A 26,109-nucleotide genomic window follows, 5' to 3' on the forward strand; every position below is an offset into this window, starting at 1 on the left:
CGTGCACCAGAACCTCGTCCGATGTCGGTTCGTGGGTTCGCCGGGGCCGGCGGAACTCCTCCAACAGCCGGGTGACGACCTCCCCGTCCGAGGTTCCCCAGGCGCGGGCGAGCAGCGCGATGTCCTGCGCGATCGTTGTCCGGTTGTCTGCGCGCGCCTTCGACCCGGCTGACCGCTCCCGACCCTTGGCAGTACTGCCCTATAGTCGGCCACGGGTCGCGGGCAGCGGCCGGTGGCCCTGCGACAGGGGGTGCCCGCATGCTGGACCTTGCCACCCGGGTCGGGCGACCGCCCCGGCGGATCAGCCGGTTCCTCGCCGATGCGCGGGTGGGCTGGATCGACGCCCGGCTGATGGTCGCGATGCCCGGCCGGGAACGCGCGCTGCGGTTCGTCGCGGTGGTGCTGTTCTGCCAGCGGGCCAGTTACATCGCACCGGCCCTGCTCGGGATGACCAGCGGCGACGGCCGCTACCACAGCCCGGCCCTGAACACCACGCTGCTGCTCGGCGTCGTCGGCTGGAACGTGCTGCTCGGCGCGATGGTCTGGCGGCGGGGCTGGTTCAGCTACGGGAACGTGGTGCTGGACGTGACGGTCACCTGCGCGCTGCTGGTCGTGGTCAACGGCAACATCCGGTCCGGCTACGAGCTGTCGGCGGCGAACTGGGCCGGCAAGTTCGCCCTCGGCTCGGCGGCGCTCGTCGGTGCGGTGCTGAGCCTGCGGGCGTTGCTCGTCGGGCTCGGGCTGCTGGTGGCGACCGCGGTGGCCGCCGCCTCGGTGCAGATCGGCGGCCTGCCGCCCTGGGAGTCGGGCTTCGTCAACCACGTCAACTCCAGCCTGTGGTTCGCGCTGGTGCTGCACTTCACCCGCCGCTTCCTCTGCGCCCAGGCCAGTGCGGTCGACGAGGCGACCCAGCGCCGGCTGGCCGCCGAGACGGCGACGGCGGCCGGTGCGGCCCGGTACGCCGAACGCCTGCACCACTACCGCAGACTGCACGACACCGCGCTGGCCACGCTCACCGCGATCGCCCGGGGCGGGCTGGACCACCACGGCGAGGAGGTCCGGCGGCGCTGCGGCCGGGAGGCGGACTACATCCGCGGCCTGGTCACCGAGGACCGGGTCGAGGCGGAGATCACCCTGGGCGCCAGTCTGGCCGAGGTGGTGGCCGACGCGACCGGGTTGGGCCTGCGGGTGCACCTGCGCTCGGGCACCGTGCCGACCCAGCCGCCCCGGCACGTGGTGCGGGCGGTCTGCGACGCGGCGCGGGAGGCGCTGAACAACGTGGCCCGGCATGCCGGTACCGGCGAGGCGTGGGTCACCGTCGACTGGTACGACGGCGTGCTCGGGGTGCGGGTGGTGGACCGGGGGGCCGGGTTCGACACCGGGAACGTCGACGGAGGCTTCGGGTTACGCCGCTCGATCGGCGAACGGATGACCGAGGTCGGCGGCGAGTTGCGGCTCTTCTCCGAGCCCGGTCACGGCACCAGCGTGGAACTGCTCTGGCCGGCGTCGCCGCCCGAGGAGCCGGACGCGTCGGACGCGCCGGAGGGATCGGACGCGCCGGGGGAGCCGGCGGCGGCCGACGGGGCGGGTCCGGCCGGATAGCGGTGCAGCCCGTCCTCGCGTACCCGGTCGGCGAGGTCGAGCTTGGTGTACGTCGGCCGGCCCGCGTCGCAGTACTTCGCCTTGACCCGGTCCAGGTACTGCCGGGCGGTCGTCGGCTGGATGCCGACCTTGCGGGCCACCGCCCTCAGCGTCATCCCGGAGGCGTAGGCGACAAGTACGGCCCGTTCCCGGGGAGCCAGCCGGGGCCGGTCCGGCCGCTCGTCACAGGACCAGGCGAAGGCCAGCTCGGGGGAGTGCGCCAGCTCGCCCCGGGCCACCGTCCGGATCGCCTCGGCCAGGCTCGGCAGGTCGTGGTCCTTGGTGAGGTAGCCGGAGGCGCCGGCCCGGATCACGTCCACGCCGTGCACCACGTGCGGCACCACGCTGACCACCAGCACCGGCCGGCCGGTGCCGACCAGCCGGCGTACGTTCTCCACCGGCGCCGACCCGTCGGCGAGCAGCAGGTCGAGTACGACGACGTCGGCCGGGCCCGGTTCGGTGTCGAGGAGCTGGTCGACGGTGGCGGCCGTGCAGTGCAGCCGGAGGTCGGGAACCGAGCCGAGCCAGGCGGCCATGCCGTCCAGCAGCATCCGGTCGTCGTCGACCACGGAGACCGAGATCGCGGGCACGACAGACAACACCTCGCCTTCCACTGGGAGGTGACCCCGCAGCCCGGAACGGAGGGCGGCAGGGGAACCGGACATTAAATCCCGTCCGACCCGATGTCAAGACGCCACTTTTGCTTTCTGGTATCGGACGATGACTGTCGGTGATCCTTTTCTCCAGTGGGGACGGGGGGAAACCGGAGATGCGACTGTCGAAGATGTGGGGTTCCCTGGTCGTCCCGGACGACCTCGGCTACTTCCGGTGCCGGGACCGCTATCTGGTGGAGAACCGGCGACTCGCCGCCTGGACCGTACTCACCGAGGACGAACTCCGGCTGCTGCGCGCCCTCGCCGACGGCGCCGCGCCGCCGTACGGCGGCACCGGGCCGGACCGGCGTATCGAACGGGTCCTCGCCGCGCTGGTCCTGAACTGGCTGGTCTACCTGCCGGACCAGGTACCCCGGGTCCGGGCGGCCGAACCCGTGCTCCGGACGGTCCGGTACGCCGTCACCGCTGGCTGCGGACCGTCCTGCCACGACGGCCGTACCGCCGCCTGTGCCCACCCGCTCCCCGGCGAGCTTGAGCCGGCCGAGTCCCTCGACCTGGTGGACCAGATCGCCGAGCTCGGTGCCGGGCTGCTGATCCTGACCGGTGCCGAGCCGATGCTCCGGCCCGACCTCTTCGAGCTGGCCGACCGTGCTCGCGACCGCGGACTCCGGGTCGACCTGGTCACCACCGGCAGCCGGATCCGGGACGCCGGCACCGCCCGGCGGATCGCCGACACCTTCGCCGGGGTCACCGTCAGTCTGGACGGCGACCGCCACCAGGTGGCCGGGCCGGTGGCCGGCGAGGACGTGCTGGCCCGGACGGTGCGCGGGCTGACCCTGCTGAACGCGGCCGGGGTCAAGCCGGCGATCGACCATGTGGTGTCGCCGGAGAACATCGCCGCGTTGGACGACCTGATGGCATTCCTCGACGGCATCGAGTTCAGCAAGGTCCGGATGATGAGCCGCACCGCCGTCGGCGGGGGCAGCCCGCACGGTCCGCCCCTCGGCTGGGACCACCACCCCGGCGGCGAGCCGCCGCCCGGGGTACGGCGGTCCGGCTGGACCAGGCCGGTGGCCCGGAAGATCCTCACCCAGGGCCCGGTCCGGCCGTACCCGGTCCGGGTCGACCGCGAACCCGGCGGGATCGACCTGCACGTGGACCCGCGCGGCGACGTCTACCCGCGCGAGTCGGCCGCCGGCCCGGCGCACCGGGTCGGCAACCTGCGGAGCCAGTCCCTGCGCGAGATGTTCGCCCCGCCCGCGGTCGCCGACGGGATGCCGGACGGCGGTGAGCCCGACGACGTGCCGACCCACGCCGACGTCGGGCCGGACGGGAACCCGGCACGTCCGGACCCGGTCCGGCGGCGCCCGCCGACCGCTTCCACCGCCGACAACCTCGGGAGGTGCCACGTGACGCTCGGGATCAACACCGGAATCGTCTGGGTCGACGACGACGCGGAGGTCCGGCTCTACAACCCGGACGACGGCCAGTTCCAGACGTTCAACGCGAGCGGCGCCCGGATCTGGCGCCGGCTCGTCGCCGGCACCGACCTGCCGACCGTCGTCCGCGAGCTGGCCGACGCGTTCGGCGGGACCGACGGGCGGGAGCGCGAGGTGGTGGCCCGGGACGTCCGCGAGTTCGTCGGCCTGCTGCGCTCCCGGGACCTGCTCCGGCCGGCCGGGCCGGCGGCGCCGGCCGCTGAGGACAGCGGCGGCGAGGACAGCGGCGGAGAGAGCGGCGGCGGAGAGGATGGCCAGGGATGAGCGGGAACGGCTTCGCCGATCGGGTACGCGCGACGCTCGCCGCCGGGGGCCTGGCCCGGGTACCCGTCACCGGCGTCGGCATGCTGCCGGTGAGCCCCGACGGCACCGTGCTGGTCGAGCCGGTCGACTTCGAGCAGGTCTGTCCCGGCGAGGTGGTGGCCTACCAGCACGGCGAGCGGATCGTGGTGCACCGGGTGGTCAGCCGGCTGCCCGAGCACCTGCTGACGGTCGGCGACGACATGCCGCTGTACGACCCGCCGGTGCCCCGGGCGGCACTGCTCGGCCGGGTGCCGCAGGTCGCCGCCCGGCCGCGGCGCGCCCCGGCGGTCGGCGGGCCGCCGCTCCCGCTGCCGGCCGGGGTCACGGTCTGGCTGGTCGGCGCGGCGGCCAGGGCCGTACCGGAGGCCGACCACCAGCTTCCGGCGCCGGGCCGGCACCGACCGGCGGCCCTGGTCCGGGTACGCCACCTCGCCGCCGGTTCCGCCCTGCCGGACCGGGTACGCCGGGCGCTGGACGCGCTCGACGCGCTGGGCGGGGTGACCGTCGGCATCTCCCCGGCAGCGGTACGCCCGGTCGACGACCTGCGTACCGGCCTGCCGGGGTACGACCGCGCGGTGCGGCCGGCGCACCGGCTCGACATCGTGCTCGGCTGTCGGTTCGGCCCACCGGGCCGGCCCGGCACCGCCGACCGGTCGACCGCCCGGCCGTCGACCGGCACCGGAGCCGTCCTGCCGGTGACCGCCGCCGACCGTGCCTCGCCGCTGACCGGTGACGCCGACGGGCTGCCGGTGACCGGTAACGACGACGGCCTGCCGGTGATCGCCCCGGACGACGTCGACCACCATCTGCGGCCCGGCCCGCCGCTGCGGGAGACCGGTCCGGTGGCCGCGATCCGGAGCATCCTCGCCGCGCTCGGCGTACCCCCGTTGCCGGGATTTCCGCGGCCCGCGCCGGACGGTGCGCCATGACCCCGGCGATCGCCGCGATCGACCTGGTCAAGCGATATCCCGGCGGCACCGCCCCGGCGCTCGACGGGCTGACCTTCAGCGTTCCGCCCGGCCAGGCGGTCGGGCTGCTCGGCCCGGCCGGAGCCGGCAAGACCACCCTGCTCAAGCTGGTCGGCGGGGCCTCCCGGGCCAGCTCCGGCCGGATCCTGGTGTACGGCCGCCAGCCCGACGCGGCGACCCGGCGGGACGTGGCGGTGGTGCACCAGTCCGTACCGTTCGACCTGACCCTGACCGTCCGGGACAACCTGCGGATCGCCGCCGGCTTCCGGGGCCTGCCCTGGCGCCGCGCCCGCCCCCGGGCCGACGAACTGCTCGGCGCCTTCGAACTGGCCGGCAGCGAGGACCGGCCGGTGCACACCCTGGCGGCCGGGCAGCGGCGCCGGCTCCAGCTGGTCCGGGCCCTGCTCCGGGTGCCGAGGGTCCTGCTGCTCGACGACCCGTCGGCCGGGCTGGACGCCGAGGGCCGGCGCCGGGTCTGGGCCTGCCTCGACGAGTTGCGCCGGCAGCACGAGCCGACGATCGTGCTGACCAGCCACCACCTCGACGAGGTGGAGCGGAACACCGAACGGGTGCTGGTGCTGCGGCACGGCCGGCTGGTCCGGGACGGCGCCCCGGCGCAGCTGCGCGACGAGCGCGGCGAGGTGCGGGCGGTACTGCGCAGCGGATCGGTGGACGGCTGGCCGGCGATCGCCGCCGGTGCGCTGCGCCGGGGGCTGGCCGCGGCCCGCGGCGGCGACGAGATCGTGCTGACCGGTCCGGACCTGCGGCGGCAGCTGGCCCGGCTGCTGGCCGAACTGGCCGACCAGGAGATCCGGGTCGACAGCGTGGAGTTGGTGACGGCCGCCCTGGAGGAGGCGTCCGTCTTCCTGACCCGTGGTCCGGGCGCCCGTGGTCCGGGCGAAGGTGCCGGACGTGGATCGGAGGTGACGAGCCGATGAGCCTGTCCGGCCTGGCCGACGACGACACCGCCGCGCCGCCCTGGCACGGTTCCGGGTTCACCGCGACGCTGCGGCGGGAGTGGCTGCTGCTCACCCGGGACCGCGTCGGCCTGCTGCTGGCGGCGGTACCGGCCGCCGTCTACATCGCACTCCTGGCGACCTCGCTCGCCGACCTGGCCGGCACGGTGACCTACCGGGGCCGGACCGTCGGCTATCCGGACTTCGTGATCCCGGGGCTGGTGTTCGCGGCGCTGCTCGGTGCCGCCACCGCCTCCGGTACGGCGCTGTGCCGGGAACGGGCCGCCGGGATGGCGCTGGAACTCTGGTCGTACCCGCTCACCCGCTGGCAGTACGTCGCCGGCAAGCTGCTCGCCGGCTCCGCCCTGGTGTTCGGGCAGGCGGTGGCCGCGCTGGCGGTCTCGGCGGCCCTGTTCGGCAGCCGGTGGCCGGCGGAGCGCTGGGCGGCGCTGCTCTGCGGGCTGCTGCTCGCCGCGCTGGCCTTCACCGCGCTCGGCCTGCTGCTCGGCACCGTGGTGCGGGAGCGGCGGCGGTACGGCGTACTGGTGAACGTGCTGGTCCCGGTGCTGCTCTTCGGCAGTCCGGCGTTCTATCCGGTCGAGCACCTCGGTCCGGCGCAGCGGGTCCTGGCCGACGCGAACCCGGTCAGCCACGGGGTCGCCGCGCTGCGGGCGGCGCTGCTGGACGGCTTCGCCGGTGCCTGGCCGCACCTCGTGCTGCTCGGTGCGGTCGCGGTCGTCGCGGCGGCGGGAGCGGGCCGGCGCCTGGTCCGGGAGTCCCGGGCGCTCTGAGGCGGGACCCGGCCGGCACCCCCCGTCCCGGCGCGGGATGTTCCTCACACCGGGAAGAGACCCGGGACAGCCGGACCGGGTACCCGTAGACTGGCGGCACAACTTCATACCTCATCCAGAGGGGCTGAGGGATACGGCCCGTTGACGCCCCGGCAACCACTCCACGGCGGAGCAGGTGCCAAATCCGTCCCCGCCGCGCCGTGCGGCGCCAGGGAAAGATGAGAGGACGGCAATCGCCATGACGTCGATCATCGACGCGACCCCCAGCCAGACCAGCCCGGTGGCCCCCAACCCGGCTCGGGCACTCGTCTGTCGCGGCTGCGGCACCGAATATCCGCTGATCGCCCAGCACGCCTGTTACGAGTGTTTCGGCCCGCTGGAGGTCGGCTACGACCCGGCGACCCTGGCCGGGGTGACCCGGGCCGACATCGAGGCCGGTCCGGACAACCTCTGGCGGTACGCCGCCCTGCTGCCGACCGGGCAGGACCCGGCCGCCCGGGTGACCCTGGATCCCGGGCTGACTCCGCTGGTCCCGGCCGCCGGTCTCGCCGCCGAGTTGGGCATCCGGGCGCCGCTCTGGGTCAAGGACGACAGCGCCAATCCCACCCACTCGTTCAAGGACCGGGTCGTCTCGGTGGCGCTGACCGCCGCCCGCGGGCTCGGCTTCACCCGGTTCGGCTGCGCCTCCACCGGCAACCTGGCGAGCTCGGTCGCCGCGCACGCGGCCCGGGCCGGGGTGCCGTCGATCGTCTTCATCCCCGGTGACCTGGAGCAGGGCAAGGTGATCACCACCGCCGTCTACGGCGGCGACGTGGTCGCGATCGACGGCTCGTACGACGACGTCAACCGGCTCTGCGGTGAGCTGGTCGAGACCGACGAGTTCGAGGACACGGCGTTCGTGAACGTGAACGTCCGGCCGTACTACGCGGAGGGCTCCAAGACGCTCGGCTACGAGGTCGCCGAGCAGTTGGGCTGGCGGATTCCCGAGCAGGTGGTCATCCCGATGGCCAGCGGTGAGCTGCTCACCAAGATCGACAAGGCGTTCAGCGAGCTGGTCGAGATCGGACTGGTCGAGGCCCCGGCCAACGGCTGGAAGGTCTTCGGCGCCCAGTCGGCGGGTTGCAACCCGATCGCCGTGGCGCTGCACGGCGACACCGACGTGATCACCCCGGTCCGGCCGACCGGGATCGCCAAGTCGCTGAACATCGGCGACCCGGCCGCCGGGCTCTACGCCCTGGAGGCGGTCCGCCGCACCGGTGGCTGGATGGACTACGCCGACGACGACGAGATCCGTGCCGCGATCCGGCAGTTGGCCCGGACCACCGGGATCTTCGCCGAGACCGCCGGCGGGGTGACCGTGGCGGTGCTGGGCAAGCTGGTGGCGAGCGGCCGGCTGAACCCGGACGCCGAGACGGTGGTCTACAACACCGGCGAGGGGCTGAAGACCCTGGACGCGGTGGCGGCACAGGTCGGTCCGACATACCGGGTGAAGCCGTCGTTGCGGGCGGCCCGGGACGCCGGCCTGCTCGGCTGAAAAACTTCCCAAGATTTTTCCGCGTGGCCGCGCACATGCCCGGGCAGATGCACGTGCAACTTGCAGGTGAAACGTTCGGCTCCGCCCGGGGTGCGCCCGTTCCGGTGGTACGGATGCGCTGCGTAGCTGGAGTTTTGCCACCCGTGACGAAAACACGCGGAAGGGGGCTTGACGCCTGCATCTGCACGACGCAAGATGCTCCGTGCGGGAGGACGCACCGCCGTAGACTTTCAAAGCTCTTACGACCCAGCGCCGGAGGCGTTGTGCGGGCGTCCTCTCGACCAAACTTCCGCACCGGCCGGGCCGACACTCGTCGCCTGGCCGGTGTGCTCAACGGGTCTTCCGCGCCCCGGTGACGGCTCGGGGATATTCGGTCGCGCCTGGTTCGTGCAACCGGCACGCTCGACCACATGGACATCGTGGTGACCCCACTGGACATCGCCGACGCCGCCGCCGTCGAGCGGGCGTACGAGATCGAGGCAGCCGCCCGCGCGGCGGCCCAGCCCGACGTGCCGCCGCTGCCCCGGCAACGCTTCCTCGCCGGAGTCCGGCGCCCGTGGCCGGGTGACGACGACCGGCACGCGCTGGGTTACCTCGACGGGGTGGCCGTGGGCTACCTCGCGGTCTCGCTGCCGCAGCGGGAGAACCTGGAGAACGCCGGCCTGACCCTCGCCGTCCATCCGGAACACCGCCGCCAGGGCGTCGGCCGGGCCCTCTACGAGTACGCGACCCGGCTGGCCCGCCAGGAGGGCCGCAAACGGATCATCGGCGAGGTGGCGAACATGAGCCCGGAGTCCGCCCCGACGACGCCGGGCGACGCCTTCGCCGCCGCGATGGGCGCCAAGCCGGCGCTGGCCGACATCCGCCGCCGGCTCGACCTGACCGCGCTCGACGAGCCGGAACTCGACCGGCTGTTCGCGGCGAGCCAGGCCCGCGCCGGGGGCTACTCGATCGTGCGCTGGCGGGGCGCCACCCCCGAGGAGTACGCCGAGGACGTCGCCTACCTGGACAGCCGCCTGGTCAGCGACGCGCCGATCGGCGACCTGACCTGGGAGGCGGCCCGGCCGGAGGTGGGCCGGCTGCGGGAGATGGAGCAGGCGCACCACGAGCGCGGCCAGCGCTGGTACAACAGCGGTGCCCGGCACGACGCCACCGGCCGGCTGGTGGCCTGGACCGGCATCGGCATGAACGCCGGGTGCGACTGGCACGCCTTCCAGCAGATCACCCTGGTCGAGCCGGCACACCGGGGCCACCGCCTCGGCACCCTGATCAAGGTCGACAACCTGCGGCACATCCGGGAGTACGAGCCGGCGCTGCGGTGCGTCGACACCTACAACGCGGCGGTGAACGACTACATGATCTCGATCAACGAGGCGCTCGGCTTCCGCGCCGTCGCCGGGCTCAACTCCTGGCAGGCGACGCTCTGACGCACCCGGTCGGCAGGGCGCTGACCAGCGCAGGCAGCCGCCGGGTGTCGCCGGAGGGCGGCAGGCGTCGCGGCCACCTCCGCCCCGGGTGCGCAGGCTGGGCCGGGTCGGGCGGGTGCGGCATGATGGCGGGATGACGGAGACCCCGCACCCGCTGTACGCCCGGCACACCGACACCCTGGAACGGGCGCTGACCGCGATCACCGAACGGTCCTACTGGTCCGCCCACCCCGAGTCACCAAGCCCCCGGGTCTACGGCGAGACGGCCGCCGCGCAGGGCGAGGCGGCCTTCCGGGCGTACCTGGGCGGGAAGTTCCCGCTCGACCAGCCCGGCACCGGCGACTGGGTGGCCACCGAGGCGAGCCCGTTCGGCATCGACCTGGCGGTGAGCTACCCGCACGCCGACCCGGAGGTGCTGCTGGCCGCCGCCTCGACCGCGCTGCCGGCCTGGCGGGACCCCGGCCCGCAGACCCGGGTCGGGGTCTGCCTGGAGATCCTCGCCCGGCTGCACGCCAACATCTTCGAGCTGGCCAACGCGGTGCACGCGACCAGCGGGCAGGCGTTCGTGATGGCCTTCCAGGCCGGCGGCGCGCACGCGCTGGACCGGGCGCTGGAGGCGCTCGCCTACGCGTACCGGGAGATGACCCGGCACCCGGCGACGGCGGCCTGGGAGAAGCCGGCCGGCAAGGGCGACCCGCTGCGGATGACCAAGAACTTCCACGTCGTGCCGCGCGGGGTGGCGCTGGCGATCGGCTGCAACACCTTCCCGACCTGGAACAGCTATCCGGGCATCTTCGCCTCGCTCGTCACCGGCAACCCGGTGCTGGTCAAGCCGCACCCCCGGGCCGTGCTGCCGCTCGCCGTCACCGTTCGGTACGCCCGCGAGGTGCTGGCCGAGGCCGGCTTCGACCCGAACCTGGTGCTGCTCGCCCCCGAGGCGCCCGGCGAGAAGCTCGCCTCCACCCTGGCGCTCCGCCCCGAGGTCCGGATCGTCGACTTCACCGGCTCCACCGAGTACGGCGACTGGCTGGAGGCGAACGCCCGGCAGGCCGCCGTCTACACCGAGAAGGCCGGGGTCAACACGATCGTGGTCGACTCCACCGACGACTTCACCGGGATGTGCCGCAACATCGGCTTCTCGCTGACCCTCTACAGCGGACAGATGTGCACCACCCCGCAGAACATCCTGGTGCCGCGCGACGGCATCGCCACCGACCAGGGGCACAAGAGCGTCGACGAGGTGGCCGCCGGCATCGCCGCGACGGTCGGCAAGCTCACCGGCGACCCGGCCCGTGCCGTCGAGCTGACCGGCGCGATCGTCAACGACGGGGTGCTCGCCCGGCTCGACGAGGCGGCCGGGCTCGGCGAGCCCGTGCTGCCGTCCCGGACCGTCGAGCACCCGAACTACCCGGGCGCGGTGGTGCGTACGCCGCTGATCGCCAGGCTCGACGCCGACCAGATCGGCACGTACGGGCGGGAGTGGTTCGGGCCGGTCTCGTTCGTGATCGCCACCGACTCCACCCCGCACAGCCTGGCCGTCCTCCGGCAGACCGTCGGCGAGCGGGGTGCGTTGACCGCCTCGGTCTACTCGACCGACCCCAGCGTGCTGGACGAGGCCGAGACGGCGGCGGTCGAGACCGGGGTGCACCTGTCCTGCAACCTCACCGGCGGGGTCTTCGTGAACCAGTCGGCGGCCTTCTCGGACTTCCACGGCAGCGGCGCCAACCCGGCGGCGAACGCGGCCCTGACCGACGGCGCGTACGTCGCCAACCGGTTCCGGGTGGTGCAGGCCCGCCGGCACAGCTGAGCGGATGCCCGGCGACACCGGGCGGGCGGGGTCAGGCGCTCCGGCGCATCTGTAGTTCGCGGAGTGCGGGCACGGTCGGGTGGGCCACCCGCACCCCGGTGTCGACGAAGCCCAGCCGCTGGTAGGCGCGGACCGCCCGGTCGTTGCCGACCACCACCTCCAGCAGCAACTCCGGCCGCCCGGCCGCCCTGGACCAGTCGGCCACCGCCTCGACCAGGGCGGCCAGCAGGCCGGTGCCCCGCCAGGCCGGGGTGAGGTAGACGGCGAAGACCACTGTGACGCCCGGCTGGCCCGGCGCCGCCTGCCCGCCCGCGTGCCCGACGACCCGGCCGCCGGCCTCGGCGACGAACGCCGCCGTCCGGGACCCGACCGACATCCCGGCGATCCGGGCGGCGAATTCGGCGTGCGGCCGGGCCGCCGCGTCGGCGAGCGTCTCCAGGAAGGCCAGTGGCGAGTCCGCGAGCATCTCCAGCCGGATCGCCCGGATCCGGGCGGCGTCGGTGGGGCGTACCCGACGGACCGGTGGCGGCGCGACTGCCGGCCGGAGACCGGATTCGGTCGTACCGCCGGGTCGGGTCGGGCCGGTCGTGCCGGGCGGGTCGGCGGAGTGGTCCGACTCCGGTGCGGCGGTGGTCTGCGGGATGGGAGCCGGCACGTCCGTCATGGTCGCACGCCGTACGGGGCCCGGTTTCGGCGGGTGACGGAGCAGCTGCCCGTCCGGTCCGGGCCGGTTGAGCTGGGCAGCGACGGTCGCCAATGGGTGAGAGCCGGGAAATTGACCGTCCGGTTCTCGGCCTGGTGACCGTTTTGGACTAGTGCGCTGCGACCCGACCTTGGTGTACGGTGCGGGTTCGGCCGCTCGATTCGTTGGATCCGTTCAATTCATGATCGAATTTGGGGAAAACGACTCGACGGCCCCGGCAGGTATAGGGCGTCGCCGGAGCTCGGGCAGCTCCGACGCGACCGAAGTAAGGAAGTGCACCGTGGCGCAGGGCACCGTGAAGTGGTTCAACAGCGAAAAGGGCTACGGCTTCATCGCGGTCGATGGCGGGCAGGACGTCTTCGTCCACTTCTCCGCGATCCAGATGGACGGCTACAAGGCGCTTGACGACGGTCAGCGCGTCGAGTTCGAGATCGCCCAGGGCCAGAAGGGTCCGCAGGCGGAGCAGGTCCGGCTCATCGCCTGACCGTCGGCGCCTCTCCTGGCTCGCCACGGGATCGGCTTTTCTGTGTCGGTCTGATCGGTTCCCGTCGGCGGCCGCGGGAAGCTCCGAGGTCGCGGAAGCTCTTTTCCTGGTCGGGCGTACGGATGCTCGGGCGGCAGGATCGGTGCCGCGTTGATTCCCTTCGTCTCTGCCCAGAGGAGAGCCTGTGGTCGAGCCGCCCCCTACCGGCAATTCAGGACACTTCACGGGTGAGCCCGGCTATCCGGGCGGGGCTGGCTTTTCGGGCTGGACTGGCTATCCGGATCCGGGCGATCCCCTCGTTCCGCCGCCCGGCGCCGGACTCGGTGTCTGGTGGGAACGGTGCTGGTCGGTGGCGCGGCGGGGTGGGCGACCGCTGCTGTGGATCGTCCTGCTCACCGAGGTGCTGCCGACCGCGGCCGTCGGCCTGGCCATGTTGCCCCTGCAACCGCGGCCGCCGGCCGTCTCGCCCAGCGGCGAGCCCCTGCCGGGGGAGTTGCAGGGCTTCTGGGGCGACCTGCTGCTGCTCGTCGGGATCGTGCTGGCCGTCGGTCTCGTCGCCGGCCTGGTGCAGTGCCTGGGCTGGGCGGCGGGGACCTGGGTGATCACCCGGCAGGCGACCGGGCAGGAGGTGGCGCTCGGGGCCGCCCTGCGGTACGGGCTGCGCCGCGCGCCGGGTCTCTTCGGCTGGAGCCTGCTGGCGGGCCTGCTGGTCCTCGCCGGCCTCTGCGCGTGCTTCCTGCCCGGTGTGTACCTCGCCTTCGCGACGAGCCTCGTCGGCCCGATCTACCTCTTCGAGCGGCGCAATCCGATCGGGCGGACGTTCCAGCTGGCGCACGCCCGGTTCGGCATGGTGCTCGGCCGGGTCGCGGCGGTGGCCGCCGTGGTGCTCGGTGGCGGCCTGGTGCTGGCGGTGCTGGAGAGCATCGTGACGCTCGGCCCCGCCGCCGCGACCCCGGGGGAGATGTTCGCGCCGCCCGCCGTCTCCGCCGTCTCCGTGGTGAGCACGCTCGTCAGTTCCGTGCTCGGCGCACCGCTCCAGCTGGCGCTGCTTGTCGGGATCCTGGTCACCTACACCGAGCAGCGAGGTCACGAGGCCCCGGTGAACAGCGCCCGACTTGCCGCCGAACTCTCCTGAGGGTCGGTGAGCGGCTTGCACTCGGCATGGGAGAGTGCTAAACAGGTGTTGGCACTCGCATAGCGTGAGTGCCAGGTCGGGGCGGTAGGGCCACGGTCGCGGGCCCGCACAGCGGGTGCGCGGCACATGGCCGGTCGTCGCGGGCTGTCCGGCCCGGCCGGCGGACGTCACTGTCGCACAGCGCGACGGAGTCGAGGGGCACCAATGGGTGCCGACGGCCCCGTCCGCCAGTGCCGTAGTGACGTCCGAAGGTGCGTAATCAGGCGGCAGGTTCGGGGCCGACAAAGGCTCCGGCGGCCGTGAGTGTCCAGGAGGACAACGCCGTATGGCCAAGATGATCGCGTTCGACGAGGAGGCGCGCCGCGGCCTTGAGCGGGGCATGAACACCCTCGCCGACGCCGTTAAGGTGACGCTGGGCCCGAAGGGCCGCAACGTCGTGCTCGAGAAGAAGTGGGGCGCCCCCACCATCACCAACGATGGTGTGAGCATCGCCAAGGAGATCGAGCTCGAGGACCCGTACGAGAAGATCGGTGCGGAGCTGGTCAAGGAGGTCGCCAAGAAGACCGACGACGTGGCCGGAGACGGCACGACGACGGCGACCGTCCTCGCCCAGGCGCTGGTCCGGGAGGGCCTGCGCAACGTCGCGGCGGGCGCCAACCCGATGGCCCTGAAGCGGGGCATCGAGGCCGCCGTCGCGAACGTCTCGGAGGAGCTGAGCAAGCTCGCCAAGGACGTCGAGACCAAGGAGCAGATCGCCTCCACCGCCTCCATCTCCGCTGGTGACACCAGCGTCGGCGAGATCATCGCCGAGGCGATGGACAAGGTCGGCAAGGAAGGCGTCATCACCGTCGAGGAGAGCAACACCTTCGGGCTCGAGCTTGAGCTGACCGAGGGCATGCGCTTCGACAAGGGCTACATCTCGGGGTACTTCATGACCGACCCCGACCGGATGGAGGCCGTGCTCGACGACCCGTACATCCTGATCGTCAACAGCAAGATCTCGACGGTCAAGGACCTGCTGCCGATCCTCGAGAAGGTCATGCAGTCGGGCAAGCCGCTGGCCATCATCGCCGAGGACGTCGAGGGCGAGGCCCTGGCGACCCTGGTGGTCAACAAGGTCCGGGGCACCTTCAAGTCGGTCGCCGTCAAGGCGCCGGGCTTCGGTGACCGCCGCAAGGCGATGCTCGGCGACATCGCCATCCTGACCGGCGGGCAGCCGATCAGCGAGGAGGTCGGCCTCAAGCTGGACGCCGTCGGCCTCGACATGCTGGGCCGGGCCCGCAAGGTCGTGGTGACCAAGGACGAGACCACCATCGTCGACGGTGCCGGCGACGCCGACCAGATCAACGGGCGGGTCAACCAGATCCGCGCCGAGATCGAGAAGAGCGACTCCGACTACGACCGCGAGAAGCTGCAGGAGCGCCTGGCCAAGCTGGCCGGCGGTGTTGCGGTGATCAAGGTCGGCGCGGCCACCGAGGTCGAGCTGAAGGAGCGCAAGCACCGCATCGAGGACGCGGTGCGCAACGCGAAGGCCGCCGTCGAGGAGGGCATCGTCCCCGGTGGTGGTGTCGCGCTGGTCCAGGCCGGCAAGACCGCCTTCGACAAGCTGGACCTGGCCGGCGACGAGGCGACCGGCGCGCAGATCGTCAAGATCGCGCTGGACGCCCCGCTGCGGCAGATCGCCGTCAACGCCGGCCTCGAGGGCGGCGTCGTGGTGGAGAAGGTCCGCAACCTGGACGCCGGGCACGGCCTCAATGCGGCCAACGGTGAGTACGTCGACCTGCTCCAGGCCGGCATCATCGACCCGGCCAAGGTGACCCGTTCGGCGCTGCAGAACGCGTCGTCGATCGCGGCCCTGTTCCTCACCACCGAGGCTGTGGTGGCGGACAAGCCGGAGAAGACCCCGGCCGCCCCGGCTGCGCCGGGCGGCGGGGACATGGACTTCTGAGTCCAGAACTCCACGTCGAAGGGGCGGCCCGCGTCAGCGGTCCGCCCCTTCCTCGCGTACCCGGCGTGCCCGGGCTACTCGCCGGTCGGACCGCCGGCCAGCTCCGTGACCACGTCGAGGTGTCCGAGATGACGGGCGTACTCCTGGACGAGGTGGAACAGCACGCGTTCCAGCGAGGCGGGGTCCGCACCGTCCCATCTCGGGCCGGGCGCACCCACCGTGCCGAGCTGGTTCGCCGTGACCACGGCCGAGGTGTGCGCTCCCTGGGCCCGGAGCGCGCCGACCAGGCCGTCGAGGGTCTCCTCGGGTGCGACGTACCACCGGTCCTCGCGCCGGTCTCCCCACGGGTCCCCGACATCCCTCCCCTGGAAGCCCCACTCGATCCAGCGCAACTCGACGTAACGCAGATGCTTGAGCAGCTCGAGCGGGGTCCAACCCGACGGAAGCCGGCTGTGCCGCAGCTCGTCGTCGGGTAGCGCGGTGACCTTCGACAGCACCGTCTCCCGGAAGTAGTCGAGGTAGCGCAGGAAGACCTCGGTCCGCCCCGATGCCGGAACGGTCGGTGCGGGAAACGGAATCGTCATCCCGACATTGTCCGCCAGGGCCCGCTGCCGCTCCGGGCGCTACCCGGAGCCGGCGTTCCGGGCGTTGATGGCTTCGACGCGTTGCAGGACGTCGATCTGCGCCGGATTGTAAAGCTCGACGATCCCCCTGAGGAAGACCTCCCAGTTGTGTGGCCCACGCCCCGCCGCGCCCTCGTCGCTGAGCTTCCGAAGATTCGGATGCTTCTGCTGCTCGCGGTACACCTCGGGGGCGTACCGCTCGGCCAGGCTCTGCCGGGTCTCGTCGCTCGCATCCTCGGCCAGGGCCTCGAACTCCGCGGCGAGCACGGTGCGTGGCACGCTGTGCAGCTCCCGGAGGGTCTCCAGTACCCACGGTTCGAAGACCCGCGAACAGACGAGCAGGAACGCCCGTTCGTCATCGGAGAGGCCACCCGCGACCTCGCCGAACCCCGGTGGCAGCTCGGCACGGTCGGGGTGCCGCAGGATACCGGCCAGCTCCTCGCGAATCCGCTGCTGGCGCTCGATGCTGGCCGCCAGCTCGGCGTCGAGGGTGCGGAACACCTGCTCCGCACCCTCGTCCGACTCCTGCGCCACGGCGATGTCGGCAAGCGGCACCCCGAGTTCCACCAGACGGCGGATCCGCAACAGCCGGATGAGATGCCTGATCCCGTACTGCTTGTAGCCGTTGGCCGTCCGCTCCGGCTCGTCCAGCAGCCCGATCCGGTGGTAGTGCCGCACGGCCTTCAGGGTGGTTCCGGCGATCTCGGCCAGCTCACGCGTGCTCCAGCCCCGCTTCGTCCGCATACCGACATTCGACACCATGCCCCGGGGGCACGCCGGTCCGCTGCCGGTCAGTCGCTCCGGCAGGTCGTGTCCCGGGCCGGCATCCTGCCCTCGACCAGGTAGGAGGTGGTGATGTTCAGCGCGCAGGCGTTGCCGCCGAGCACGTAGACGCCGTGCCCGCTCTCGTCGGCGGTCACCAGCCGCGACCGCTGCCCGAACTTCTCGCGCAGCAGCTTGCCACCCGCGAGCGGCGTGACCGGATCGTGCCGGTTCTGTAGGAGCAGCACCTTACCCGGCCCCTGGTCGGAGATCGTGACGGGCGGCTCGGACGGCTCGTACTTCCAGTACGCGCACGGGAGGATGTTGGCGCTGGCGGCCCCGTACAGCGGGTACCGCTCGCGGTCCTCGGCGACGGCGCGCCGGTAGGTCGCGACGTCCTCGGGCCACTCGACGTCGTTACAGGTGACGGCGAGGAACACCGAGAGGGAGTTGTCGGCCGGGCTCGGAGCCTGCGGCTGCGCCGGTGCCGGCGGCGCCTCGCCGGGATCGAGGTACGACTGCCAGGTCCGCGCGAGGTTGCCGTACTGGACCTCGCCGTAGAGGGAGGCGAAGGTGACGGCCCGGAACATGGCCCCGGTGAGCCCGTCGGGTGCGGGTGTCCGGTCCAGCCGCTCGGCGATGGCGAGGTAGGTCCCGCGTACCTCCCGTGGCGTGCGGCCCAGGCCGTAGGAGTCGTGCCGTTCCGCCGCCCAGCTGGCGAAGTCGGGGAAGGTCTGCTCCATGCCGAGCGCGTAGCGGCGCAGACCGGCACGGTCGAGGTGGGTGTCGCCGATGTTGCTGTCCAGCACGATGCGGTCGGTGTTCTCCGGGAACATCGAGGCGTACGCCGCGCCCAACGCCGAACCGTAGGACGCCCCGTAGAAGCTTGTCTTCTCCTCGCCGAGCGCGGCCCGGATCCGGTCCAGGTCACGGGCCATGTTGGCGGTCGTCAGGTGTCGCAGCCGCCCCTCGGTGTCGTTTGCGGCGCACCGGGCCGCGACCTCCTCGGCGATCTTGGCCTGCCGGGTCACTGCGGCGTCGTCGGGCGCGTACGGCGGGATGTTGGCCCAGTAGGCGTCGGTGGCGGTGAAGCCGCAGCTCACCGGCGCCGAATGCCCGACGCCCCGGGTGTCCATGCCGATCAGGTCGTAGGCGTCCAGGACACTGCTCGGCAGCCCCCTGCCGGCCAGGAACCCCGGTTGGTCCAGCCCGGTACCGCCCGGCCCGCCCGGGTTGAACATCAGCACGCCGCGTCGCTTCTCCGGCTTCGTGCTCGCGATCCGCGACACCATGATCTCGATCTGGGTGCCGTCGGGGTCGCGGTAGTCCAGCGGAACCGGCACCCGCGCACACTGCACCTGTACTGCCGGCGACACCACGACTCCCTCGGGACACGCCGCCCACGCCAGCCGCGTCGTCGACTCCCCGGCCGTGGCCGGTCGGACCGCGACCAGGGCACCGACCATGCCAAGTACCCCCACCAGGGCGATGCCACGCCTTCGAAACATCTTCCCGCCTCCTGTCGGCCCGTCGTCGACGGGCTCGCCCCATTCCAACCTGTGCCCTCGGGGCACAGTCCACCGAGAGACCGGCTCCGGACGAGATTCGTATCCGGGGTCACAGGGATGCGGACGGGGGTGGCGGAGCTGTTCGCGGTGTCAGCGGCTCTGTTCGCGATGTCAGCGGCTCTGTTCGCGATGTCAGCGGAGCTGTTTGCGGTAGAGGAAGAACACCCGCTCGATCCGCGCTCCGGCGTTGTTCGCGTAGAAGGGCACCGGGCCGACCCAGCCGATCTCGGCCCGCGGGCGTCCGGCCGCCCGCTGGTCCCGCAGGCACCGGCGCAGCAGTACGCCGCCGATGCCCAGGCCCTGTGCCCCGGGCGCGGTACCCATCGGTCCGAACCAGCTCGGCCGGGACGATCCGTACGCGGCGAAGCCGAGCACTTCCGGCGTACCGCCGTCGGTCGGGGTACGAACGGCGAGGTGGCAGCCGGCGTCCGGTCGCCCGACCGAGTGCAGCAGTTCGAGGTCCCAGGTGCCGCCGAAGGTCGACCGGGCGAAGTCGGTGAGCATCGGCAGGTCGGCCGGCTCGGCCCGGCGTACCGTGACGCCCCGCTCCGCCAGCCGTCGCTCGGCGGCCCCGGTCGGGCGCAGCGCCGGGGAGGACTCGGTGGAAAGGTCGGCGGTCATGTTCCAGGCGGTCTCCTCCGATGTGTAGCCGAGCGCCAGGACGGTGCAGATCGCCGGGGTGTACCGGACGTCGATGCCGGGCCAGACGTAGTGCGGCGGGTTGCCGGCGACGCGTACCTGGGTCGCGCCGAGCCCGGCGAGCGCCTGCTCGACCCGGCTCAGCAGGGCCCGGCCGATGCCCCGGCGGCGCAGCTCGGGGTGGACCGCGACCAGGTCGAGGTGGCCGACGGCCCGGTCCCCGCCCCGGTCCGCCATCGAACCGAGCGCGACCCCGGCGAGCGCACCGTCCCGCCACGCCGCCACCCCGACGGTGCGGCGTGGCCCGGCGGCGCCCGGCAGCGGCGAGTCGTCCCGGAGCCGGGCCACGATCTGCGCCGCCTCGGCCGAGTCGTCGGGCAGGTCCAGCGCCGACCGGCAGAGCCGCACCACGGCGGGCAGCTGGTCGTCGGTCAGCTCGGTGAGGGACGGCTCGGCGCTCATGGTCGCCGACCATAGCCGAGCCCACCTGCCGAGGTGCCGGCCAGCCGAGGGGTGCCGGCCAGCCGAGATGATCGCCTGCGGAGGTGACGGCCAGCCGAGGTGACGGTCAGCCGCCGGTTCGGCCGAGTTCCTGGGCGGCCCGCACCGCCGCGTACGCGTCGACCAGGCCCTCGCCGGTGATGTTGCGCTCCGAGCCGCACGTGTCGGCGCTGCTCCGGGACAGGTAGGTCGGCTCGGCCGGGCCGGCGGTCTCCAGCAGGATCCGCCGGGTCGTCGTCAGGTCGCCGATCAGTGCCGGGTTCGCCGACCACATCAGCGCGACCACCCCGGCCAGGTGCGGGGCCGCCATCGAGGTGCCGCTGAGCGAGCCGTACCCGCCGCCGGGCAGCGCCGAGAGCACGTCCTCGCCGGGTGCGACCAGGTCCGGCTTGCTCGAACCGTCGGGCGTCGGGCCACGGCTGGAGAAGGAGGTGACCCGGCGCTGCCGGTCCACCGCGCCGACGGTCAGCACCTCCGGGTACGGGGCGGGCGGGTCGTCGACCGAGCCGCAGAACGAGCCGGTGTTGCCGGCGGCGGCGACGAAGAAGATCCCGGCCGAGGCGAGTGCCGTGGTGGCCGGCCGGAGGGTATCCACGGCGCAGCCCTCGATCGCCGGACAGCCCCACGAGTTGCTGAGCACCTGCGGTGCCCGGTCAGGCCGGCCGGCGGTGAACGGGTCGGCGCCGGGCGGGAACGGCGCCAGCATGAACTGGAGGCAGTCCAGGTAACGCGCCGGGTTGCCGAGGTTCCGGTCCAGGTTCACGCAGCCGACCCACTGCGCACCGGGTGCCACCCCGACCCGCTCGTCGCCGACGGCAGTGGCCAGGGTGTGCGTACCGTGGCCGCCGAGGTCGGTCGGGGCGGAGGCGGCGTTCCACGGGTCGTACCAGGAGTCGTCGCCGCCCCGGAAGCCGGCGGCCAGCGCCGGGTGCCGGCCGTCCACGCCGGAGTCCGAGCCGCCGACCACGATCCCCGAGCCGTCGACGCCGAGCTGCGACCAGACCCGGTCCGCGCCGACCAGCCCCAGGTTCCAGACGGGTACGGCCGGCGCGGCCTCGTCGCCCCGCCTCGGTGAGCCGGCGGCGGGCAGCGGACGCAACCGCTGGCTGACGAGTACCCGGTCGACGTCGTCGCGCCGGGACAGCCAGGCCCGTACCGCCGTACCGCCGTCCACCTCGATCGCGTTGACCAGGTAGTACGGGGTGTGGTCGAGGTGCAGCCGGTCGAGTTCCCGGCGCAGGTCCGCCTGGGAACGCTCGGCGGTCTCGACCAGCCGGCGGTACACCTCCCGGCCCCTGGCCTGCCGACCGGCCGCACCGGTCTGCGCGGGTACGCCGGTCAGGTCCGCCTGCTCGCGGAGCACCACGAAGAGGCGTTCGCCGTGCCAGCCGGGGGAGCCGGGGCCGGCGTACACCGCGCCGGTGGCGAGCAGCAGGACGCCGGCCACGGCCGCGGCGACCGGCCGGCGCGGGACGGGTGCGCGGCGGCGGCCGAGGCCGACGCCGTACCCGATGCCGAGCAGCAGCGCGACGGCGAGCGAGCCGACGGCGGCGACGGCGGCCCAGAACGGCACGTCCCGGGCACCGGCCAGCAGCAGGGTGATCTCCTCCGGGTCGACAAGCAGCAGCGGCCCGGCGGCGGCGACGCCGACCAGCCAGCCGACCGCCGCGGAGCCGACCGGCCGGAGTTCGGCTGACGGCGCGCCGCTCGGGATCGTCGGGCGGGGTCGGGAGGTGACCCGGAGCGCGGCGAGGGCGAAGCCGGCCGGCGGAAGGACGAGCAGGGCGGCCAGTTGCGCGCCGGACTGGCCGATCCCGCCCGCGAGCAGCGCCAGTGCCACCCCGGCGACCAGCCCGCCGACCAGGACCAGCCGGGCCCCTCCGACCGCCACCGGGCCGGCTCCGCCGACGGGCCGTTCCGGCGTCGGGCGGCCACCCGGGACCACTCGCTCGAAGCCGGCCCAGAACCGTCCATCCAGGACGGAGGCGGCCAACCAGCCGACGGCGGCCGAGGCGAGCAGCCCGCAGACCGTCTCCAGTACGCCGCCCAGCGCGCCGAGCCAGACCCAGGGCAGCAGCAGTACCAGTCCACCCGCCACGGCCAGCCCGACCGCCGCCGGCTCGGCCCGGACCTGCTCGGGGCGGCCGCCGAACCGCCGGATCAGCAGGGCACCCAGTCCGGCCACCACCGCCAGCCCGGCGAGGTAGACCTCCGGCAGGCGCGGCGGTACCGCCCGGAGCAGTCCCAGGGCGCCGAGTGCGAGCGCGCCGAGCAGCCAGGCCCGACCGGCGGCCCGGACGGACGGTGACCGGGGCAGCGCCGCCAGCAGACCGGCCGGTACCCCGACGAGCAGCGCGTTGACGACGCCGGTGGTCGGCCAGAGCCAGACCTGCCCGTCCAGGCCGGAGACGAGCAGGACCTGTTCGACCAGCCAGGCGACGCCCTGGCTGCCGACGGTCACCCCGACCGTCCCGACTCCGACCAGCACGGCGGCGACCACCGGCCACACCCCGGCTCCGGCCGGCCGCACCGGCGGGCCCGGTCGCGCCGGCCAGCCCGGCTGTCCGGCTCCGGCCGGCCACGGCTGTGCGGCTCCGGCCGACCAGCCCGGCGGCGGGGACGGCTGCTCGGCGGGCGGCGGCTGCTCGGCGGGGGACGGCTGCTCGGCGGGGGACGGCTGCTCGGCGGGGGACGGCTGCTCGGCGGGGGACGGCTGCTCGGCGGGCGGCGGCGGACCATCCTGCATCACCGAACAGTACGCCCGCCGCCCCGGCAGGCCCGACTTCGCTGCTGCGGCGGCTACCGTGGACGGGTGCGTGACCCCAGCCTCTCCCGGAACACGGCCAGCCGGCTCTCCCCGTCCCGCCGCGCCGCCGACCTGCGCCGGCTGCGCAGCGAGCGGTTCGACGTACTCGTCATCGGTGGTGGGGTGACCGGCGCGGGCGCCGCGCTCGACGCCGCCTCCCGAGGGCTCAAGGTGGCCCTGGTCGAGGCCCGGGACTTCGCCGCCGGCACCTCCAGCCGGTCCAGCAAGCTGATCCACGGCGGGCTGCGTTACCTGGAGCAGCTGGAGTTCCACCTGGTCCACGAGGCGCTCACCGAACGCGGACTGCTCGCCACCCGGCTCGCCCCGCACCTGGTCCGCCCGGTGCCGATCCTGGTGCCGCTGCCCGCCGGCCGCGGCCCGGCCGGGCTCGCCGCGCGCGCCTGGCGACGCTCCTACTACGGGACCGGGGTCGCCGCCTACGACACCTTCGCCGGGATCTTCGGCGGCGGGCGGGGGATGCCGCTGCACCGGCACCTGACCCGGGAGGGAGCCCGGCGGACCTTCCCCAGCCTGCGGGCCGACGCCATAGCCGGGGCGATCCGCTACTTCGACGGGCAGGTCGACGACGCCCGCCTGGTGGTCACCCTGGCCCGCACCGCGGCCAGCCTCGGCGCGGCGACCGTGACCAGCGCCCGCGTCGTCGGCCTGCTCCGGCAGGCCCGCGAGGTGACCGGGGTACGGGTCCGGGACATGGAGGCGCCGCCCGGCTCCCCGGACGCCGAGTTCGAGGTACGCGCCCGGACCGTCATCGCCGCCACCGGCGTGTGGAGCGACGACATGTCCGACTTCCTCGGCGACGTCGGGGTACGCCGCGGGCTGCGGGTACGGGCCTCCAAGGGGGTGCACCTGGTGGTGCCCCGCTCGGCGATCACCGGCGAGGCCGGGCTGATCCTGCGCACCCCGACCTCGGTGCTCTTCGTCATCCCCTGGGGCGGTCACTGGATCATCGGCACCACCGACACCGACTGGCGGCTCGACCGGGCCCACCCGGCGGCCTCGGCCCGGGACATCGACTACCTGCTCGACCAGGTGAACACCGTGCTGGACCGCCCGCTGACCACCGCCGACATCGAGGGCGTCTACGCCGGGCTGCGCCCGCTGCTGACCGGCGAGGCGGACTCCACCTCGAAACTCTCCCGGGAGCACGCGGTCTACGAGCCGATGCTCGGGCTGCTGCTGGTGGCCGGCGGCAAGTACACGACGTACCGGGTGATGGCCGCCGACGTGGTGGACCGGGCCGCCCGCCGGCTCGGCGAGGTACGCCCGTCCCGCACCGCCGACCTGCCGCTGCTCGGCGCCGACGGGTACGCCGCGCTGTGGCGGGACCGGGCCGACCTGGCCCGCCGGCACGGCGTACCCGCCGGGGTGGTCGAGCATCTGCTGGAGCGGTACGGCAACCTCGGCACCGAACTGCTGGCCATGGTCGACGCCGACCCGCTGCTCGGCTCCCCGCTGGCCGGCGCACCGGAATACCTGGCCGCCGAGGTGGCGTACGCGGCCCGCGCCGAGGGGGCGCTGCACCTCGACGACGTGCTGACCCGGCGTACCCGGATCTCGTTCGAGACGTCCCACCGCGGCGCCGAGTCGGCCGGGCAGGCGGCCGAGATCATGGGCCGGGTGCTCGGCTGGGACGCCCCGGTCCGGGCCCGCGAGGTCGAGCACTACCTGGCCCGGGTGCGGGCGGAACGGCAGTCGCAGCGGATGCCGGACGACGCCACGGCGGACGCGGCCCGGCTGGGCGCGCCGGACGTACGGGGCTTCGCCGCCGACCGGGGCGGCCTGGACGAGGTGGAACTACCCGGCTGACCCGCCCCCGCGCGCCGGTCAGAGCACCTTTCCGGGGTTGAGCAGGCCGGTCGGGTCGAGTGCGTCCTTGATCGCCCGGTGCACCCGCAGCCCCACCGGCCCGATCTCCCGGGCCAGCCAGTCCCGCTTCAGCAGGCCGACCCCGTGCTCCCCGGTGCAGGTGCCACCGAGCGAGAGGCCGAGTTCCATGATCGCGTCGAAGGCCCGCCGGCCCCGCTCCAGGCTCGCCGGGTCGGCCCGGTCGACCACGATGTTCGGGTGCATGTTGCCGTCCCCGGCGTGCCCGACAACGCCGATCGGCACGTCGTGCTCGGCGGAGATCCGGGCCACCCCGTCGAGCAGCGCCGCCAGCGCGTGCCGGGGTACCGCCACGTCGTCGACGACCAGCCCGCCGTTGCCGCCCGGACAGCTGGCGGCGGCGAAACGCTCCATCGCCGGATGCGCCAGCCGGCGGGCCGTCAGCAGGGCCGCCGCCTCCGCCGCGTCGGTGGCCGCGAAGACCTCGTCGGCGCCGCTGGCCGTGCAGACCTCGGCCAGTACGGCGAGGTCTGCGGCGGCCCGGGTACCGGTGTCGGCGGCGGCCAGCAGCAGCGCCTCGGCGTCGGTGCGCAGCCCCATCGGCCGGTACGCCTCGATCGCGCCCAGGTGCGTGCGGTCCAGCAGTTCCAGCAGACTCGGGCTGAGCCCACGCGCGGAGATCTCGGCGACCGCCCGGCCGGCGGCGGTGGTGGACGGGAAGACCGCGACCAGGGTCAGCGACTCCTCGGCGGCCGGACGCAGCGAGACGGTCACCTCGGTGATCACCCCGAGGGTCCCCTCCGAGCCGACGAAGAGCCTGGTCAGGTCGTAGCCGGCCACCCCCTTGGCGGTACGCCGCCCGGTGCGCAGCACCTCGCCGTCGGCGAGCACCACCTCCAGGCCGATCACGTACTCGGTGGTGACGCCGTACTTGACGCAGCACATCCCGCCGGCGTTCGTGGCCACGTTCCCGCCGATGGTGGACGACTCCCACGAGCCCGGGTCGGGCGGATAGCGCAGGCCGTGCTTGGCGACGGCGGCGGCCAGCGTGGCGTTGACCACTCCGGGCTGGACCACCGCGATCCGGTTCACCGGGTCGACCTCGCGGATCTCGTCCATCGACACGGTGGAGAGCAGTACCGCCCCGTCGACCGCGTTCGCGGCCCCGGCCAGCCCGGTCCGGGCACCCTGCGGCACCACCGGTACGCCGTGCCGGGCCGCCGCCCGGACCACGGCGACCACCTCCGTGGTGGTCCGGGGCCGGACCAGCACGGCCGGCATCCCGGCCGGGCAGAGGTCGGCCTCGTCCCGCTGGTGGCCGCGGAGCAGGTCGGGGTCGGTCAGTACGGCGGACTCGCCGAGCGCCGCCCGCAGGTCGTCGAGAAGATCCGGCATGGCTGGCAGGCTAGCCGCCCGACGAGTACACCGACCAGGGTCGTTTCCGGGCCGACCGGGGACGGTCCGGACAGCGCGGCCCGGACCAACCGGCGCGGCCCCGGACCAACCGACGGGTCCGGACGTGTTGTGCCGGTGTGTCGGCGGTGGGACGACTTCG

Annotated in this window: 19 protein-coding genes, 1 pseudogene and 1 riboswitch; of the genes and pseudogenes, 12 read left to right on the top strand and 8 right to left on the bottom strand. The window is 73.7% G+C overall.

Annotation, left to right across the window (positions count from 1 at the left end; genetic code table 11):
• Positions 1 to 258: 258 nt before the first annotated feature.
• Positions 259 to 1,602, top strand: a complete 1,344-nt coding sequence (locus O7626_RS37250; RefSeq protein WP_278065627.1) for an ATP-binding protein — start codon at positions 259 to 261, stop codon at positions 1,600 to 1,602.
• A gap of 293 nt (positions 1,603 to 1,895) precedes the next feature.
• Here the strand turns inward: O7626_RS37250 and O7626_RS41650 are convergent.
• Positions 1,896 to 2,306 (bottom strand): annotated as a pseudogene (locus tag O7626_RS41650) (response regulator); the annotation flags it as partial.
• A gap of 104 nt (positions 2,307 to 2,410) precedes the next feature.
• Here O7626_RS41650 and O7626_RS37255 point away from each other — a divergent pair.
• The 7 genes from O7626_RS37255 (at position 2,411) to paaN (ending at position 11,540) form a co-directional block, all read left to right on the top strand.
• Positions 2,411 to 4,018 carry a PqqD family peptide modification chaperone gene (locus O7626_RS37255; protein ID WP_278065628.1) on the top strand — a complete coding sequence of 536 codons (1,608 nt, stop codon included), beginning with the start codon at positions 2,411 to 2,413 and terminating at the stop codon, positions 4,016 to 4,018.
• Complete coding sequence (locus tag O7626_RS37260; RefSeq protein WP_278065629.1) at positions 4,015 to 4,986, top strand: hypothetical protein; 972 nt, start codon at positions 4,015 to 4,017, stop codon at positions 4,984 to 4,986. The genes O7626_RS37255 and O7626_RS37260 overlap by 4 nt, the downstream gene beginning before the upstream one ends.
• Complete coding sequence (locus O7626_RS37265) at positions 4,983 to 5,963, top strand: ABC transporter ATP-binding protein (protein WP_278065630.1); 981 nt, start codon at positions 4,983 to 4,985, stop codon at positions 5,961 to 5,963. The genes O7626_RS37260 and O7626_RS37265 overlap by 4 nt, the downstream gene beginning before the upstream one ends.
• A complete protein-coding gene (locus tag O7626_RS37270; protein WP_278065631.1) occupies positions 5,960 to 6,772 on the top strand; it encodes an ABC transporter permease in 813 nt (270 codons plus the stop codon). Before O7626_RS37265 ends, O7626_RS37270 begins: the two co-directional genes overlap by 4 nt.
• A gap of 108 nt (positions 6,773 to 6,880) precedes the next feature.
• Positions 6,881 to 6,997: riboswitch (SAM riboswitch) on the top strand.
• 13 nt (positions 6,998 to 7,010) lie between these two features.
• Positions 7,011 to 8,306, top strand: a complete 1,296-nt coding sequence (gene thrC, locus O7626_RS37275) for a threonine synthase (RefSeq protein ID WP_278065632.1) — start codon at positions 7,011 to 7,013, stop codon at positions 8,304 to 8,306.
• A 410-nt stretch (positions 8,307 to 8,716) separates the two neighbouring features.
• Positions 8,717 to 9,733 (top strand): GNAT family N-acetyltransferase, encoded by a 1,017-nt coding sequence (locus O7626_RS37280; RefSeq protein ID WP_278065633.1) that lies wholly within the window; start codon positions 8,717 to 8,719, stop codon positions 9,731 to 9,733.
• 133 nt (positions 9,734 to 9,866) lie between these two features.
• A complete protein-coding gene (gene paaN / locus O7626_RS37285; protein ID WP_278065634.1) occupies positions 9,867 to 11,540 on the top strand; it encodes a phenylacetic acid degradation protein PaaN in 1,674 nt (557 codons plus the stop codon).
• Positions 11,541 to 11,571: 31 nt separating this feature from the next.
• Here the strand turns inward: paaN and O7626_RS37290 are convergent, their stop codons facing one another.
• Positions 11,572 to 12,195 (bottom strand): GNAT family N-acetyltransferase, encoded by a 624-nt coding sequence (locus O7626_RS37290; RefSeq protein WP_347404834.1) that lies wholly within the window; start codon positions 12,193 to 12,195, stop codon positions 11,572 to 11,574.
• Between the two features lie 328 nt (positions 12,196 to 12,523).
• Here O7626_RS37290 and O7626_RS37295 point away from each other — a divergent pair, with 328 nt between their 5' ends.
• From O7626_RS37295 to groL, 3 genes are all read left to right on the top strand, one after another.
• On the top strand, positions 12,524 to 12,727 hold the full coding sequence (locus O7626_RS37295; RefSeq protein WP_203864050.1) for a cold-shock protein: 204 nt from the start codon (positions 12,524 to 12,526) through the stop codon (positions 12,725 to 12,727).
• 349 nt (positions 12,728 to 13,076) lie between these two features.
• Complete coding sequence (locus O7626_RS37300) at positions 13,077 to 13,862, top strand: hypothetical protein (RefSeq protein WP_278065635.1); 786 nt, start codon at positions 13,077 to 13,079, stop codon at positions 13,860 to 13,862.
• Between the two features lie 325 nt (positions 13,863 to 14,187).
• Entirely contained in the window at positions 14,188 to 15,810 is a 1,623-nt protein-coding gene (gene groL / locus O7626_RS37305) for a chaperonin GroEL (RefSeq protein WP_107257537.1), read from the top strand.
• Positions 15,811 to 15,884: 74 nt separating this feature from the next.
• Here the strand turns inward: groL and O7626_RS37310 are convergent, their stop codons facing one another.
• The 5 genes from O7626_RS37310 to O7626_RS37330 all read right to left on the bottom strand — a co-directional run bounded on the left by O7626_RS37310 (position 15,885) and on the right by O7626_RS37330 (position 22,649).
• Positions 15,885 to 16,394: a DUF664 domain-containing protein gene (locus O7626_RS37310; protein ID WP_278065636.1), complete on the bottom strand. Its 510-nt coding sequence runs from the start codon at positions 16,392 to 16,394 to the stop codon at positions 15,885 to 15,887.
• Between the two features lie 39 nt (positions 16,395 to 16,433).
• On the bottom strand, positions 16,434 to 17,177 hold the full coding sequence (locus O7626_RS37315; RefSeq protein WP_278065637.1) for a MerR family transcriptional regulator: 744 nt from the start codon (positions 17,175 to 17,177) through the stop codon (positions 16,434 to 16,436).
• 47 nt (positions 17,178 to 17,224) lie between these two features.
• Complete coding sequence (locus tag O7626_RS37320) at positions 17,225 to 18,703, bottom strand: alpha/beta hydrolase (protein ID WP_278065638.1); 1,479 nt, start codon at positions 18,701 to 18,703, stop codon at positions 17,225 to 17,227.
• A gap of 192 nt (positions 18,704 to 18,895) precedes the next feature.
• Positions 18,896 to 19,864 (bottom strand): GNAT family N-acetyltransferase, encoded by a 969-nt coding sequence (locus O7626_RS37325; RefSeq protein WP_278065639.1) that lies wholly within the window; start codon positions 19,862 to 19,864, stop codon positions 18,896 to 18,898.
• Between the two features lie 106 nt (positions 19,865 to 19,970).
• Positions 19,971 to 22,649 (bottom strand): S8 family serine peptidase, encoded by a 2,679-nt coding sequence (locus tag O7626_RS37330; RefSeq protein WP_278065640.1) that lies wholly within the window; start codon positions 22,647 to 22,649, stop codon positions 19,971 to 19,973.
• A 66-nt stretch (positions 22,650 to 22,715) separates the two neighbouring features.
• Here O7626_RS37330 and O7626_RS37335 point away from each other — a divergent pair, with 66 nt between their 5' ends.
• Positions 22,716 to 24,536, top strand: a complete 1,821-nt coding sequence (locus tag O7626_RS37335) for a glycerol-3-phosphate dehydrogenase/oxidase (RefSeq protein ID WP_278065641.1) — start codon at positions 22,716 to 22,718, stop codon at positions 24,534 to 24,536.
• An 18-nt stretch (positions 24,537 to 24,554) separates the two neighbouring features.
• On the opposite strand, the gene O7626_RS37340 is transcribed toward O7626_RS37335, so the two are convergent.
• Positions 24,555 to 25,949, bottom strand: coding sequence for an FAD-linked oxidase C-terminal domain-containing protein (locus O7626_RS37340; protein ID WP_278065642.1), 1,395 nt, complete (start codon positions 25,947 to 25,949; stop codon positions 24,555 to 24,557).
• Between the last annotated feature and the right edge of the window lie 160 nt (positions 25,950 to 26,109).

This window comes from Micromonospora sp. WMMD1102, assembly GCF_029626265.1.
GTDB lineage: Bacteria > Actinomycetota > Actinomycetes > Mycobacteriales > Micromonosporaceae > Plantactinospora.

What these genes read in the sequence shown, in the direction of transcription:
- O7626_RS37340 (WP_278065642.1), bottom strand. Translation starts at nt 25,949, where the DNA reads ATGCCGGATCTTCTCGACGACCTGCGGGCGGCGCTCGGCGAGTCCGCC.
- O7626_RS37250 (WP_278065627.1), top strand. Translation starts at nt 259, where the DNA reads ATGCTGGACCTTGCCACCCGGGTCGGGCGACCGCCCCGGCGGATCAGC.
- O7626_RS37280 (WP_278065633.1), top strand. Translation starts at nt 8,717, where the DNA reads ATGGACATCGTGGTGACCCCACTGGACATCGCCGACGCCGCCGCCGTC.
- O7626_RS37265 (WP_278065630.1), top strand. Translation starts at nt 4,983, where the DNA reads ATGACCCCGGCGATCGCCGCGATCGACCTGGTCAAGCGATATCCCGGC.
- groL (WP_107257537.1), top strand. Translation starts at nt 14,188, where the DNA reads ATGGCCAAGATGATCGCGTTCGACGAGGAGGCGCGCCGCGGCCTTGAG.
- O7626_RS37315 (WP_278065637.1), bottom strand. Translation starts at nt 17,177, where the DNA reads ATGCGGACGAAGCGGGGCTGGAGCACGCGTGAGCTGGCCGAGATCGCC.
- O7626_RS37330 (WP_278065640.1), bottom strand. Translation starts at nt 22,649, where the DNA reads ATGCAGGATGGTCCGCCGCCGCCCGCCGAGCAGCCGTCCCCCGCCGAG.
- O7626_RS37260 (WP_278065629.1), top strand. Translation starts at nt 4,015, where the DNA reads ATGAGCGGGAACGGCTTCGCCGATCGGGTACGCGCGACGCTCGCCGCC.
- paaN (WP_278065634.1), top strand. Translation starts at nt 9,867, where the DNA reads ATGACGGAGACCCCGCACCCGCTGTACGCCCGGCACACCGACACCCTG.
- O7626_RS37325 (WP_278065639.1), bottom strand. Translation starts at nt 19,864, where the DNA reads ATGAGCGCCGAGCCGTCCCTCACCGAGCTGACCGACGACCAGCTGCCC.
- O7626_RS37255 (WP_278065628.1), top strand. Translation starts at nt 2,411, where the DNA reads ATGCGACTGTCGAAGATGTGGGGTTCCCTGGTCGTCCCGGACGACCTC.
- O7626_RS37310 (WP_278065636.1), bottom strand. Translation starts at nt 16,394, where the DNA reads ATGACGATTCCGTTTCCCGCACCGACCGTTCCGGCATCGGGGCGGACC.
- O7626_RS37270 (WP_278065631.1), top strand. Translation starts at nt 5,960, where the DNA reads ATGAGCCTGTCCGGCCTGGCCGACGACGACACCGCCGCGCCGCCCTGG.
- O7626_RS37320 (WP_278065638.1), bottom strand. Translation starts at nt 18,703, where the DNA reads ATGTTTCGAAGGCGTGGCATCGCCCTGGTGGGGGTACTTGGCATGGTC.
- thrC (WP_278065632.1), top strand. Translation starts at nt 7,011, where the DNA reads ATGACGTCGATCATCGACGCGACCCCCAGCCAGACCAGCCCGGTGGCC.